13 protein-coding genes are annotated in these 13,386 nt (G+C 63.7%); 7 read left to right on the top strand and 6 right to left on the bottom strand.

Annotated elements, in window-relative coordinates; all coding sequences use genetic code 11:
* Both ACQUSY_RS04885 and ACQUSY_RS04880 read left to right on the top strand, forming a co-directional pair.
* Positions 1-924, top strand: coding sequence for a DMT family transporter (locus ACQUSY_RS04885; protein WP_428903388.1), 924 nt, complete (start codon positions 1-3; stop codon positions 922-924).
* Positions 925-1,037: 113 nt separating this feature from the next.
* On the top strand, positions 1,038-2,324 hold the full coding sequence (locus ACQUSY_RS04880) for an aspartate kinase (protein WP_428903387.1): 1,287 nt from the start codon (positions 1,038-1,040) through the stop codon (positions 2,322-2,324).
* Between the two features lie 55 nt (positions 2,325-2,379).
* Here the strand turns inward: ACQUSY_RS04880 and ACQUSY_RS04875 are convergent, their stop codons facing one another.
* The 3 genes from ACQUSY_RS04875 to ACQUSY_RS04865 are packed head-to-tail and all read right to left on the bottom strand — an operon-like array spanning position 2,380 to position 5,333.
* Positions 2,380-3,264: an HNH endonuclease family protein gene (locus ACQUSY_RS04875; RefSeq protein WP_428903386.1), complete on the bottom strand. Its 885-nt coding sequence runs from the start codon at positions 3,262-3,264 to the stop codon at positions 2,380-2,382.
* 28 nt (positions 3,265-3,292) lie between these two features.
* On the bottom strand, positions 3,293-4,381 hold the full coding sequence (locus tag ACQUSY_RS04870; protein ID WP_428903385.1) for a glycerate kinase: 1,089 nt from the start codon (positions 4,379-4,381) through the stop codon (positions 3,293-3,295).
* 1 nt (position 4,382) lies between these two features.
* The gene (locus ACQUSY_RS04865; protein ID WP_428903463.1) at positions 4,383-5,333 is read right to left on the bottom strand and encodes a LacI family DNA-binding transcriptional regulator; all 951 of its coding nucleotides are present in this window, start codon (positions 5,331-5,333) and stop codon (positions 4,383-4,385) included.
* Between the two features lie 123 nt (positions 5,334-5,456).
* Between ACQUSY_RS04865 and galT the strand changes: the two genes are divergently transcribed.
* Both galT and galK read left to right on the top strand, forming a co-directional pair.
* A complete protein-coding gene (gene galT, locus ACQUSY_RS04860) occupies positions 5,457-6,620 on the top strand; it encodes a galactose-1-phosphate uridylyltransferase (RefSeq protein WP_428903384.1) in 1,164 nt (387 codons plus the stop codon).
* A gap of 86 nt (positions 6,621-6,706) precedes the next feature.
* Positions 6,707-7,846 carry a galactokinase gene (gene galK / locus ACQUSY_RS04855; RefSeq protein WP_428903462.1) on the top strand — a complete coding sequence of 380 codons (1,140 nt, stop codon included), beginning with the start codon at positions 6,707-6,709 and terminating at the stop codon, positions 7,844-7,846.
* A 64-nt stretch (positions 7,847-7,910) separates the two neighbouring features.
* On the opposite strand, the gene ACQUSY_RS04850 is transcribed toward galK, so the two are convergent.
* From ACQUSY_RS04850 to ACQUSY_RS04840, 3 genes are all read right to left on the bottom strand, one after another.
* The gene (locus tag ACQUSY_RS04850) at positions 7,911-8,180 is read right to left on the bottom strand and encodes a type II toxin-antitoxin system RelE family toxin (RefSeq protein WP_428903383.1); all 270 of its coding nucleotides are present in this window, start codon (positions 8,178-8,180) and stop codon (positions 7,911-7,913) included.
* Positions 8,181-8,405, bottom strand: coding sequence for a type II toxin-antitoxin system RelB family antitoxin (gene relB, locus ACQUSY_RS04845; RefSeq protein ID WP_428903382.1), 225 nt, complete (start codon positions 8,403-8,405; stop codon positions 8,181-8,183).
* Positions 8,406-8,583: 178 nt separating this feature from the next.
* Positions 8,584-9,612: an LLM class flavin-dependent oxidoreductase gene (locus tag ACQUSY_RS04840; RefSeq protein ID WP_428903381.1), complete on the bottom strand. Its 1,029-nt coding sequence runs from the start codon at positions 9,610-9,612 to the stop codon at positions 8,584-8,586.
* A 210-nt stretch (positions 9,613-9,822) separates the two neighbouring features.
* Between ACQUSY_RS04840 and ACQUSY_RS04835 the strand changes: the two genes are divergently transcribed.
* From ACQUSY_RS04835 to ACQUSY_RS04825, 3 genes are all read left to right on the top strand, one after another.
* Entirely contained in the window at positions 9,823-10,887 is a 1,065-nt protein-coding gene (locus ACQUSY_RS04835; protein WP_428903380.1) for an aspartate-semialdehyde dehydrogenase, read from the top strand.
* Between the two features lie 230 nt (positions 10,888-11,117).
* Complete coding sequence (gene mqo, locus ACQUSY_RS04830; RefSeq protein WP_428903379.1) at positions 11,118-12,575, top strand: malate dehydrogenase (quinone); 1,458 nt, start codon at positions 11,118-11,120, stop codon at positions 12,573-12,575.
* Between the two features lie 113 nt (positions 12,576-12,688).
* Positions 12,689-13,354 carry a thymidine kinase gene (locus tag ACQUSY_RS04825; protein WP_428903378.1) on the top strand — a complete coding sequence of 222 codons (666 nt, stop codon included), beginning with the start codon at positions 12,689-12,691 and terminating at the stop codon, positions 13,352-13,354.
* The last annotated feature ends 32 nt before the right edge of the window (positions 13,355-13,386 follow it).

The following is a 13,386-nucleotide window of genomic DNA, read 5'->3' as shown; positions in this document are numbered from 1 at the left end:
ATGTCTCGGTCGTTCACGAAACGTGGGTGGCTGCTTTTCTTCGCGATGGCCGCGATCTGGGGTATTCCGTACCTCCTGATCAAAATCGCCGTCGATTCCTACTCGCCTGGCGCAATTGTCGCCGGTCGCACCCTCATCGGAGCGGCCATCCTGTTGCCGTTCGCGATTCGCAGTGGGGCACTTCGCGTCGCCCTCAAGCACTGGAAATGGGTACTCGCATTCGGCCTCGTCGAAATGGCAGGCCCGTTCTTCCTGCTCGGTCACGCTGAACAGAGTCTGCCGTCCGGTCTCACCGGGTTGCTCGTGGCGACTGTGCCCCTGTGGGCGACCATCATCGCGCTGTTGAGTGGCGAGCGCGGCGCGTTGAGACCAACCCGCGTTGCTGGGCTTGTGCTCGGGTTCATTGGTGTTGCCGTCATTGTGCTGGTTCCTGGTCTCGGCGTTTCCGGTGGTGGTGACTGGTTACTTGCTGCCGGCGAGGTGCTCCTCGTTGCCGTGATGTACGCAATCGCGCCGTTCATCGTTGCGCGCAAACTCAACGAGGTGCCATCCCTCGGCTCCATTACGCTGTCGTTGCTCATGATCGGCATCGCGTATCTCCCGATCGCTTTCATGACGCAGCATGAGGTGCCAACGACGGAAGCGACGATCTCCCTGGTGCTATTGGGTGTCATTTGCACGGCCATAGCGTTCATCCTCTTTTTTGCGCTCATCAAAGAGGTCGGCCCCGTCAACGCGCCGCTGTTCACCTACATAAACCCGATCGTGGCGCTCGTCGCCGGCGTGATTATTCTCAGTGAGCATCTCGGTGTTGAGCTCCTGATCGGCGCGCCGATCGTGCTGCTCGGGTGTTGGCTGGCCGCGATGGGCGGCAAGAAGAAAGAAGCCGTGCTTCCGGAACCAGACCCCACGCCGCTGGGCTAGTTGCGGCGCGAGGGTACGTCTGCTCCGAGTCGTCACATGGCAATTCGAGCATGTGGGCGGTCGTAAACTGGTGAGAACTGAGCACAGTGCTCACCAAACTCAGGAGTGTCATAGTGGCGTTGATCGTGCAGAAGTACGGCGGCTCATCCGTTGCGGATGCCGAGAGCATCAAGCGAGTCGCTAAGCGCATTGTCGACACCCGCCGTGCCGGGCACGATGTGGTCGTTGCCGTCAGCGCGATGGGTGACACGACCGATGAGCTCCTTGAGCTCGCGCACGAAGTGGCCCCCATCCCAGCACCGCGTGAACTCGACATGCTGCTCTCCAGCGGTGAGCGCATCTCGATGGCGTTGCTCGCCATGACGATTCACTCGATGGGCTTCGAAGCGCGCTCCTTCACCGGCAGCCAAGCCGGAATGATCACCGACTCGCACCATGGTTCGGCCCGCATCGTCGACGTCACCCCGGTGCGCGTACGCGAAGCGCTCGATGAGGGCGCCATCGTCATCGTCGCTGGCTTCCAGGGTTTCAACCGCGATACCCGCGACATCACGACGCTCGGCCGTGGCGGTTCTGACACGACGGCCGTTGCGCTTGCCGCCGCGCTCAACGCAGACGTCTGCGAAATCTATAGCGACGTTGACGGTATTTTCACCGCCGACCCGCGCGTGGTTCCGAACGCCCGCAAGCTCGCCACCGTCTCGAGCGAAGAAATGCTCGAGCTCGCCGCCAACGGCGCCAAGGTTCTTTACATTCGTGCCGTCGAGTTTGCTCGTCGCCACGGTGTTCTCATTCACGCTCGTTCGACGTTCTCGTCGAACGAAGGCACATACGTTCTTGGGGAGGGGCAGAAGCCTCCCCACTACATCGAGGGAGCTGACATGGAAGAGCCCATCGTCGCCGGAGTCGCCACCGATCTCGGCCAGGCCAAGATTACGGTCACCGGTGTACCTGATGTTCCGGGTAAGGCCGCAGAGATCTTCAAGATCGTCGCGAAGTCGGGTGCCAACGTTGACATGATCGTGCAGAACGTGTCGGCGGCAGCCACTAACCGCACCGACATTTCGTTCACGGTTCCGAAGTCTGACGCAGCTGTCGCACTGCGCGCGCTTGCCGCTGACCAGGCTGAGGTTGGCTTCGAGAGTCTCGTGCACGACGACCAGATCGGCAAGCTCTCGGTTGTGGGCGCCGGTATGCGCGTGCACTCCGGCGTCTCGGCCACGCTGTTCGAAGCGCTGAGCACCGCAGGCGTCAACATCGAGATGATCTCAACGTCGGAGATTCGTATCTCGGTCGTGCTGCGCGCCGATGACATCGTCTCCGCCGCGAAGGCCGTGCACACCGCCTACGGTCTCGACGCCGAGACCGAAGCTGTCGTTCACGCCGGCACCGGTCGCTAAGACTCAACACGAATGCCCCGCCGATTGGCGGGGCATTCGTCGTTCTCGGGCCTGGTTAGGCGGCCGGGCACGAGCGGAGCACGTGCTGAGCGGCATCCCGATCGTCGGCGTTAATGGAAAGGTCGTAGTCAACGACGACCGAGGCCCACTCCATGACGAAGCGGCACTGCAACTCGGGTGCTGGCGGTAGCCAGCGTGACGGACCCGAATCGCTCTTGGCCTGGTTCGTTGCCTCGCCTGATGCTCGTAGGTTGCGCGGGTCGTTGGCGAACGTTTCACGTTGCTCGGGTGACCACTCGTGTGCGCCCTGACGCCAGGCCCAGGCCAGCGCCACGATGTGGTCAATCTGCACGCGGGGTGACGTATCGGGCCCGTTTACGAACTCAATCGATGCGCCGGAATATGGGTCAGTCAGCGTGCCGGTCAGTACCTTGCAGTCACGGGTGCCTGGTTTAAACGAGGGATCCGCGAGGTCGCGCGCCAACATGTCGTTACGGGTGTCGCACCCGTTGCGGTCGACATCGGCCCACCGTTGCCCAAACAGGTCGCGGTCATAGTCCGGCGCGGAGTTGCCGTCGGCCAGTGCGAGCGCGTCGAGTGCGGCAATCGCGGCGGCCGGGTCGGCGACGGAACCGGAGGCGATTGTGTCAGAAGGCGGTGTGGGGAGTGCGCCAGGGGCGGTGATGCTGGGCATCGGCGTGGGCTCGGCAAGCGGAGTCGAATCGCTCGGCACCAACAGTCGGGTGACGATGAGCGCCGCCACGGCGATGGCAAAAACAACCAGCGCCTTCACAAACCACGGTGTGCGCTGGCGACGGCGTCGCACGGGTGGGCGCCAGCGGCGATTCGGTGAGGGGCGACTCGGAAGGGATCTTGCGGCGCGCACCCGCTCATCACGCACTATTGACACGATTTCGACAGTATCGGTTGCCGTCGACATTCACGATTTGAGGCGCGCCTCCTCGCATTCAGCTCCGAAACGCTCGGGCAAGCATCTGGCCAGCTTCGTGGAGCCAGTGGGCGGGCTCGCCAAGCGCACGATCGGCGGAACCAGCAAGTGCGGTGAGTGACACGGCTTCTGTGAAGATCGTGGTGTTAGCGTCGGCAGTGATACGCCCCGCGGCGAGCATCGGCACGGCACCGAGCGCCTGAGCGAGCGCCGCGATGAAGGACGGAACCTTGCCATCACCCGATTGGCCGTCGTACGACCCCTCGCCGGTGATCACGACATCGGCGTCGGCGATCGCCTCGCGCAACCCGATGAGTTCAGCAACGGCGGACGCGCCCGGAGTAAGGGTGCCACCCCACGCCAGCAACGCGCCCCCGACGCCACCGGCAGCGCCGGTGCCGGGTAGCGAAGCGTCAAGCCCCAGCAGGTCAGCGAATCGTGCCAGCGCCGCGTCGACTGCCGGAATTTCCTCGCCGGTCAGCCCCTTCTGCGGGCCGAACACAGCAGCCGCACCTCGAGGCCCGACGAGGGGATTCGTCACATCGGTCAGCACGCGAACGTCGGGCACGGTGCGGAGCCCAGAAAGGTCGACAGTCGCAATGTCACCGAGACCGCACGCTCCGGGCCGAACCGATGCGCCGTCGACATCAAGAAAGCGAGCTCCCAGTGCCGACAGCATGCCGGTTCCGCAGTCCGTCGACGCACTCGAGCCGATGCCCACCACAATCTGCGTCGCGCCATGATCAAGTGCGGCAGCGATGGCCTGCCCGAGCCCGGTCGTGTCCGCGTCCCACGGCAGCAGCTCGTCAAGCAGTTCAATTCCGCTCGTTGACGCGAGATCGATCACCGCCGTGCCGTCCGGCAAGAGAAGCCACGAAGTCTCGACAGGGCCGCCCGCAGGACCGGTCACCGTGATCGGCTGGAGAGCGGAACCAGAAACCGCGGCTGCAAAGGCAGCGACGGTTCCCTCGCCACCATCCGCCATCGGTCGGTACACAAACTCCGCATCTGGGTCGACGGATGCCCAGCCGGCAGCGAGTGCAATCGCGGCATCGGCGGCCGTGATGGTGCCTTTGAAACTATCGGGGGCAAGAACGATGCGCGTCATGTCAGCGCGTGCTCTCGCGCTCGATCAGCGTTGTCGCGACGATAGCTTCGGCTGATGCGGCCTCTGTGCCTTCGATGTCGGCAATGAGTGCGTCGACCGCGCGGTGGGCGAGGGCAGCGAAATCTTGCCGAATCGTGGTGAGGGGCGGCTGGTAGTTGGTGGCGTCCGGAACATCATCGAAGCCGATCACACCGACGTCGGCGGGCACGCCACGGCGTTGTTCGGCGAAAGCACGCAACAACCCCAGCGCCATTTGGTCGTTCGCGCAGAAGACGGCCGGAGCTGCACTCAGGGCCGTACCCGACTCATATCCAGATTCAGCGCTCCAGTCGCCGCGCACTGGTTCCGGAACCTCGACGTCTGCCGCAGTCAGCGCCTTGCGCCAGCCCCGCTCGCGCTCGATGGCAGCAAACGAATCGGCGGGGCCAGCGAGGTGATGAACCGATGCGTAGCCGCGCTTGAGGAGGTGGGTCGTGGCAGCAAAAGCGCCGCCGGCATGATCGCTGTGAACCACAGTGAGACCCACCGTGTGCGGGGCATCGACCATGACGAGCCGCAGGCCGTGGGGGAGTGCGTCGGCCGCGACCTGGGCGGAGGCTTCGTTGAGCACGATCGCGCCATCAACCTCCTGCTCGGCGAGCGCCGCGAACGCCGCGTCCACCCCGTTCGCAGCCGTGACGAGCACGAGAGCGTAGCCGCGTTCGGCCGCGGCCTCGGCGGTCGCCTGCAGCATGCGGGAGTTGCCGAACGTGGTGAGCGTTGTGAGGACGAGGCCAATCGTCTGCGACCGGCCGGTGCGCAGGGCGCGTGCCGCGCGGTGCGGACGGTAGCCGAGCTCGGCCATGGCACTCTCAATGCGCGCACGGGTTTCGGGATCGACGCGCGGACTACCGTTGACGACGCGCGAAACGGTCTGGCCCGAGACGCCAGCGCGGGCGGCGACCATGGCCATGGAGACGCGCCCTGTGGGCGCCGTCGTGCTCGACGGCGAATTGATGTCTGAAGTCACCGGTGTCCCTTCCCCGTGCATCCGGTCATGTTGACGTTATCACGCAGAATGTGGAACCATGTTGACGTGAACACGCGTCAGGAGACAAGCACTCTCCCCGGTGGCATCGTTCGCCGTGCGACCACGCTGGCAGACGGCCGGGAGCTCATCTATTTTGATGACCCCGACACCACGCTCGGCCCTGACCGCAATGTTGACGCGCGCATGCTCGACCCGCGCCCCGAGGTCTCATCAATGCGCCTCGACGTGCTCACTGGCGACTGGATCACGGTCGCCGCGAACCGCCAGAACCGCGTCATGATGCCGGGGGCTGACGCAGACCCGCTGGCACCGCAGACGCCTACCAACCCCTCCGAGGTTCCGTCGCTCTATGACGTTGCCGTGTTCGAGAACAAGTCCCCGGCGTTTGGCCCTGCACTGCTGGAAGCCACCGGAATCGCCCCGGCAGCCGGAAACCCGCCGCTCGGGCTCGATGACCTCACCGAGCTCGGTCTCGGCCGCACGCGCAACGCCATCGGCCGCTGCGAAGTCGTGTGCTTCAGCCCTGAGCACTCCGGTTCGTTCGGCACGCAGACCGTGACACGTGCGCGCACCGTGATCGAAGCGTGGGCGGATCGCGCCGCCGCGCTGTCGAAACTGCCCGGCGTGCAGCAGGTCTTCCCGTTCGAAAACCGCGGTGAGGCGATCGGCGTGACACTGCCGCACCCGCATGGCCAGATCTACGCGTACCCGTACGTGACACCGCGCACGGCGCGCACCCTCGAGGGCATCGAGCGCACGGGTGCCGACCTGTTCCAGCGCATTCTTGACTTCGAACGCGCGTCAGAGCGCATAGTTTTTGCGGGGGAGTACTGGACGGCATTCGTGCCTTTCGCCGCGCGATGGCCGCTCGAGGTTCACCTCATGCCCAACCGCCACGTCGCCGACTTCGCGGAAACCACGACGGCCGAACGCGATGAACTCGCGCCCCTGTATTTGCGCCTGCTCCGCGGCGTCGACGCGATGTACGACACCCAGACGCCGTACATCGCGGCCTGGCATCAGGCGCCTGTCAACGTCGGCCGCGACAGTGTGCGCTTGCACCTGCAGCTGACGAGCCCGCGCCGCGCGGCTGACAAGCTGAAGTTCTTGGCCGGCTCCGAAGCTGCAATGTGGGCGTGGGCAGCTGAAGTGACGCCCGAACAGGGTGCGCAGCGCATCCGCGAAGCCATCGAGCGCGCGCACGTGTGACCTTCCCGAACCCGAACCTGCAAGGCAACACCGTGACTCAACCCGCCCTCACCCCGCACGACGCCGCTTCGGCGCTGTTCACAGACATGACGGCACACGAGCCGGTCGGCCTCTGGTCGGCACCCGGCCGCGTCAACCTCATCGGCGAACACACCGACTACAACGAGGGCTTCGTGCTGCCGTTCGCGATCTCGCACCGCACGGTCGCCGCCGTCGGCCTGCGCGACGACGCGCGCATTCGCGTGGCCTCGACCTTCACCAATGAGCCCGTCGAGGTGGCTCTTGCCGAGCTGAACACCCTCTTTCCGACGCCCGCTGGTTCCGCTCCCGCCGTTCCGGAGTGGGCCGCCTACCCGCTGGGCGTCGCGTGGGCGTTGCTTGCCGACCGCGCCATCGACGTACCCGGTGTCGACATTGCCATCGCCTCCGAGGTTCCGGTCGGTGCCGGGTTGTCGTCGTCGGCGGCCATCGAAGGCGCCGCAGCATCGGCATTGAACGAGCTGTGGAGCCTGGGGTTGAGTGCGAAGGAACTCGCGAGCATCGGGCGCACGGCTGAGAACGAGGCCGTTGGCGCGCCGACCGGCATCATGGACCAAACCGCATCGATGCTCGGTGAGCCCGACGCGGCGGTTTTCTTGGACTGCCGATCGCTGCAGAGCGAACTGGTGCCGCTCGGCATGGCCGAAGCGCACCTCGCGATTCTGGTCATCGACACGCACGTCAAGCACGCACACGCGACCGGCGGTTACCGCGATCGCCGCGACGCGTGCGAGCGTGGCGCGGCCATCATGGGTGTCTCGGCGCTGCGCGATGTTTCGGTCGCCGACCTTGATCGGGCGGCCGAACTGATGGACGACGTGACGTTCCGCCGCGTTCGCCACATCGTCACCGAGAACCAGCGCGTGCTCGACACCGTCGAGGTGCTGCGCGCCGAGGGTGCACGCGCGATCGGCGACCTGTTGGTGGCCTCGCACGCATCGATGCGCTATGACTTCGAGATCTCGGTCGCCGAGCTCGACACCGCCGTCGATGCGGCGCTCGCGGCCGGTGCCATCGGAGCCCGCATGACCGGCGGTGGCTTTGGTGGTGCGGGCATCGCGCTTATCGAGGCCAGTGCCGTCGACGCCGTATCGGCCGCGGTTCTCACCGCGTTCGCCGACGCCGGCTTCGCTGCCCCGAACCTGTTCACCGTCGCGCCGTCCATCGGCGCCCACCGCGACGAGTAGCGCGCTGCACACAAAATGATTGCGGGGTCGGAACCAGTCGTTCCGACCCCGCAATGCATTGCGTTCAGGGTCTTTTGTAGATATCGCGTCGATGCCCGATCTCGATCGCAAGCACGATGAGTTCAGAATCGCGAATCTCACAGAGCACGCGGTAATCGCCTACGCGGTAACGCCATTTGCCTGAGAGTCCGGCGGTGAGGCCCTTACCCTGTGCGCGTGGGTCGTCACAGCAGTCGACATTCTTATTCAGCCAGGCAACGATGATGCGGCGAACGCCTGGATCGAGCTTGCTGAGTTGTTTGTCGGCTCGTTGAGAATAAAGGAGATGCCACATTTAAAGGTATTTCGCCGCGACCTCGTCGGCTGTCAGCGTCTTAGGGTCAGCGTCAAACTCACGCTTCGCGTCTTCCCACGCGACCAGATCCAGTTCGTCTTCGATACGTGAGAGTGCTGCACTGCGTACGAACTCAGAAATGCTCATACCAAAGGTCTTTGCATAATCAGCAAGTACTTGTTTCTCAGACTCCGCGAGACGCAGAGTTACGGTTGTTGTAGCCATGTCAGCCTCCTGTGTTACATCGTAACACTTTCGGTTAATCTCGTGACTGTCTAATCTCGCGCGATGGCGGCGGTCGCTCTACTTCTCGTGCTAAAGAGCAAGATCGCACTCGCGCGCACAAAACCAATGCGGGGTCGGAACCCGTGGTTCCGACCCCGCATTCGTTGCGTTTGCGAGGCTAGCGCCAGCCGAGGGCCGGGGCGACGTCCTTGAGAATCGACTCGATGACGTGGGTGTTGTACGCCACGCCGAGCTGGTTCGGCACCGTCAAAAGCAGGGTGTCTGCGGCCTCGATGGCCTCGTCGCCGCGCAACTGTTCGATGAGTGCCTCGGGCTCTGCCGCGAACGAGCGGCCGAAGATTGCGCGACCGATGGGGTCGCCGCCGATCGTGCCGATCTGGTCGTCGGTGTCGCGGTCGAAGGCGAAGTAGCGGTAGTCCTCGTCGGTGGTGAGGGCGAAGATGGAGCGGCTCACCGAAACGCGTGCGTCGCGCTGGTGTCCGGCCTCCTTCCACGCGTCGCGGTACAGCTCGATCTGCTCGCGCTGCTGCACGTGGAACGGCTTGCCGCTCTCATCAGCCTTCAGCGTCGAGCTCATCAGGTGCATGCCCGCTTCGGCAGCCCACACGGCGGTGGCGTTAGACGCGGCGCCCCACCAAATACGGTCACGGAGGCCGGGGGATTGCGGCTCAATACCGAGTAGCCCCGGCGGGTTCGGGAACATCGGGCGCGGGTTCGGCTCAGCAAACTTCGCGCCGTCGATCACCTGCAAGAACGTTTCGGTATTCGCACGCGCAACGTCAGCCATCGTCTGACCCTCAGGGGCGTCGTAGCCAAAATACTTGTAGCCGTCGATGACCTGCTCGGGTGACCCACGGCTCACGCCGAGCTGCAGGCGGCCATCAGAAATGAGGTCGGCGGCCGCCGCATCCTCGGCCATGTACATCGGGTTTTCGTAGCGCATGTCGATAACGCCGGTACCGATCTCGATCTTCGAGGTCTTCGCGCCAATGGCGGCGAGCATCGGGAAGGGCGAGCCTAGTTGGCGGGCGAAGTGGTGAACGCGGAAGTACGCGCCATCGGCGCCAATCTCTTCCGCCGCCACGGCGAGGTCAATCGCCTGGTGCAGCATGTCGCTCGCAGAGCGCGTGTGCGATTCGGGGTGAGGAGTCCAATGCCCGAAGGAGAGGAAGCCGATTTTCTTCATGATTGATGCAACCACACAACCACTGGTTCCATTCCCATGAATGTGTTTCGCCTGCGAAATGGGTACGTTTTCGCCCGACTGGCGGCCATTCGGCGTCACACGGCGAGAGGCGGTCACGTGGCGGTTGTAAGATCAGCCAACGGCAATGATCGCCGAACGTGGCAACGCGTCGGCCCTGGCGCGTCCACTTCCCCCATCGAAGGACTCGACATGACGCGTATTTCAGAATCTGGATTCTCCGTTGCCATCGTCGGCGCGACCGGTCAGGTCGGCACCGTGATGCGTGAGATTCTCCAGGAGCGCGCCTTCCCAATTCGCGAGCTGCGTCTTTTCTCGACTGCCCGCTCCGCAGGTAAGGCCATTGAATTTGGTGGCCAGTCGATCATCGTTGAAGATGTTGCGACCGCCGACCCAGCAGGCATTGAGATCGCGCTGTTCTCGGCCGGTGCCACCGGCTCCCGCGCACACGCCCCGCGCTTCGCTGAAGCCGGTGCTGTTGTCATTGACAACTCCAGCGCGTGGCGCATGGACCCGGAGGTTCCGCTCGTCGTGAGCGAAGTGAACCCCGAGGAGACGGTCAACCCGCCGAAGGGCATCATCGCAAACCCCAACTGCACGACGATGGCGGCTATGCCGGTTATCAAGCCGCTCCACGAAGCCGCTGGCCTCGAGCGCCTCATCGTGTCGACGTACCAGGCTGTGAGTGGCTCGGGCCTCGCCGGAGCCCAGGAGCTCCTCGGCCAGGTTGAGGGAGTGTTGGCGCAGGAGAATGTGCTCGACCTTGTGCACGACGGTAGCGCCGTTGACTTCCCTCAGCCGGAGAAGTACGTCGCACCCATCGCGTTCGACGTCATTCCGCTCGCCGGCAGCCTCGTCGACGACGGACTCAATGAGACCGACGAAGAAAAGAAGCTCCGCAACGAGAGCCGCAAGATTCTCGGCCTGCCCGACCTCCGTGTTGCTGGCACGTGCGTGCGTGTTCCGGTGTTCACCGGCCACTCGCTGTCGATCCACGCCGAGTTCGCCGACGACATCACGCCCGACCGTGCCCGCGAGATTCTCGCTGGCGCTCCCGGTGTGACGCTCGAAGAGGTTCCGACGCCCCTCCAGGCCGCCGGCAACGACCCGAGCTACGTTGGCCGCATCCGCGCTGACCAGTCGGCCCCCGAAAACAAGGGCCTCGTTCTGTTCATCTCGAACGACAACCTCCGCAAGGGCGCCGCGCTCAACGCAGTGCAGATTGCCGAGGTCGTCGCGAAGCGCCTCGCTTCGTAAGCCGCAATACTCATGACGATCGCGTCGGGCCTTCGGGCTCGGCGCGATTGTTTAACCAGTTCGTGGCGCAAATCGACGTGGAATGCAACAACGAGAGGTAAACCGCAACAGCTCAGGGCGCGACGAAACACTGTCGAAAGAAGGGGAGTTCTTACCGTTCGCATCAATTGGCCCCTGCCTGAACCCGCCCCCGGGCAAAGGTGAGCGCACGGACGGCTTAAACTAGTCGGGTGAGTGAAACTGTAGACGTCGTTCTTATTGGTGGCGGAGTGATGAGTGCCACCCTTGGCACCCTTATCTCAGAGCTTCAGCCGGACTGGAAGATCGTCGTCTTTGAACGACTCTCCGACGTGGCGCAAGAATCGTCGAACGCGTGGAACAACGCGGGCACCGGTCACGCCGCCCTCTGCGAACTGAACTACATGCCGGCAGCAGCCGATGGTTCCGTCAACGCGGCCAAGGCCATCTCGATCAACGAGCAGTTCCAACAGAGCCGCCAGCTCTGGACGACGCTGATGGCAGAGGGCATGCTGAGCACGCCCGACACGTTCATCAACCCGACTCCTCACATGACTTTCGTCACCGGCGAGAAAGACGTCAAGTACCTCAAGACCCGCTACGAAGCGCTCAAGAACGAGCCGCTGTTTGCCGGTATTGAGTACAGCGAAGACAGCCGCGTCATCAACCAGTGGGCACCGCTGCTCATGCAGAAGCGTGTCGCTGGCGAGCCGTTCGCCGCTACCCGCGTTCCTGCCGGTACGGACGTTGACTTTGGTTCCGTCACCCGCCAGCTGTTCGACAACATGACCGACAAGGGCGCGACGCTCTACACGAACCGTGAGGTTCGTAAGCTCAAGCGTCAGAAAGACGGCACGTGGAAGGTGAACTTCCGCGACATGCTCGGCCGTACGCCCGGTTCGATTAACGCGAAGTTCGTCTTCGTTGGTGCCGGTGGCTGGGCCCTCAAGCTTCTGCAGGGCTCGGGTATCCCCGAGATCAAGGGCTACGGTTGCTTCCCGATCGGTGGCCAGTGGCTGAAGACCTCGAACCCGGCAATCGTTGCGCAGCACAAGGCCAAGGTCTACTCGCAGGCCGCCGTTGGTGCCCCGCCGATGTCAGTGCCGCACCTCGACACCCGCGTTGTCGACGGTGAGACCTCGATTCTGTTTGGCCCGTTCGCGACCTTCACGCCGAAGTTCCTGAAGAACGGCAACATGATGGACCTCATCACGCAGGTTCGCTTCCACAACGTCTTCAGCATGATCAAGGTTGGTCTCACGAACTTCAACCTCATCAAGTACCTCGTCAGCGAACTGATGAAGACGCACAAGGGCAAGGTCGACTCGCTGCGCGAGTTCATGCCGACCGCGAAGGATGAAGACTGGGTTCTTCTCAACGCTGGTCAGCGTGCTCAGGTGATGAAGGGTGGCAAGCTGCAGTTCGGTACCGAGGTCATCGCACACCACGATGGCTCGATCGCCGGCCTGCTCGGCGCATCGCCGGGTGCATCGACCGCCGTGTCGATCATGCTCGACCTGCTGAAAACGTGCTTCCCCGACCGCTCTGCCGAGTGGGAGCCGCGCCTCAAGGAGCTCATCCCCACGTACGGTGAGACGCTGAACGACAAGCCGGCCGAAGCCGACAAGGTTGTTTCGGCTACTGCTGAGGCACTGAACATCAACCGCTAAGCACTCACGCTATGACGAGCCCGCTCCGGTAATAGGGGCGGGCTCGTTGCTATTTCGGGCCGCCGTGGCCGGTCGCGGCGGAGCCCAGCCCGACTCCTTTGTAGACTCGTCTGGTGGCCAAACTGTACTTCCGCTACGGCGCGATGAACTCCGGGAAGTCGACTGCACTTTTGCAGGCGGCCTACAACTATGAAGAGCGCGGCCAGCACGTGCTTTTGGTGAAGCCGGCGATCGATACCAAGGGTGCCAGCCAGGTGGAGTCGCGCCTCGGTATGACGCGCGAAGTCGACATTCTGCTCGCCGCCGACGACAATGCGCGCGACGTCATTTCGGCCGAGCGTGACCGCCTCGCACAGAATGCCGCTGACGCTCTGGTTCCGGGCGAACACCGCGTCGCATGCCTCCTCGTCGACGAAGCGCAGTTTCTCACACCCGCACAGATTGACGATCTGTTTCGCATCGCCGTGCTCGACAACATTCCGGTGTTGGCCTACGGCATCCGCACCGACTTTCGCACGCAGGCCTTCCCCGGCTCGCGGCGCCTGCTCGAAATTGCGCACTCGCTCGAAGAGCTCAAGACGATTTGCCGCTGTGGCCGCAAAGCCGTGTTCAACGGTCGCGTGATCGGCGGGCGCTTCATCTTCGACGGCGACCAGGTCGCGATCGATGCGGCAACAGCAGCGGTGCGCGAAGAACACTTCGTGACTTACGAATCGCTGTGCGGTGCGTGCTACCTCGAAGAATCTGGTGGCGTGCTGTTGCAGTACGGTCTGGAATAAGACGAGGCGACCAAGTTTCGCCAACTAAACTA

Source organism: Microbacterium daqui (assembly GCF_050408675.1).
Lineage (GTDB): Bacteria > Actinomycetota > Actinomycetes > Actinomycetales > Microbacteriaceae > Microbacterium.
The sequence above is the reverse complement of the archived record's forward strand: the minus strand, read 5'-3'. Positions and strand labels throughout refer to the sequence as shown.

Coding starts and splice junctions, on each gene's coding strand:
- ACQUSY_RS04885 (WP_428903388.1), top strand. CDS start 1: ATGTCTCGGTCGTTCACGAAACGTGGGTGGCTGCTTTTCTTCGCGATG.
- ACQUSY_RS04875 (WP_428903386.1), bottom strand. CDS start 3,264: ATGTCGACGGCAACCGATACTGTCGAAATCGTGTCAATAGTGCGTGAT.
- ACQUSY_RS04870 (WP_428903385.1), bottom strand. CDS start 4,381: ATGACGCGCATCGTTCTTGCCCCCGATAGTTTCAAAGGCACCATCACG.
- ACQUSY_RS04865 (WP_428903463.1), bottom strand. CDS start 5,333: ATGGCCATGGTCGCCGCCCGCGCTGGCGTCTCGGGCCAGACCGTTTCG.
- galK (WP_428903462.1), top strand. CDS start 6,707: ATGACGGCACACGAGCCGGTCGGCCTCTGGTCGGCACCCGGCCGCGTC.
- ACQUSY_RS04850 (WP_428903383.1), bottom strand. CDS start 8,180: ATGTGGCATCTCCTTTATTCTCAACGAGCCGACAAACAACTCAGCAAG.
- relB (WP_428903382.1), bottom strand. CDS start 8,405: ATGGCTACAACAACCGTAACTCTGCGTCTCGCGGAGTCTGAGAAACAA.
- ACQUSY_RS04840 (WP_428903381.1), bottom strand. CDS start 9,612: ATGAAGAAAATCGGCTTCCTCTCCTTCGGGCATTGGACTCCTCACCCC.
- ACQUSY_RS04835 (WP_428903380.1), top strand. CDS start 9,823: ATGACGCGTATTTCAGAATCTGGATTCTCCGTTGCCATCGTCGGCGCG.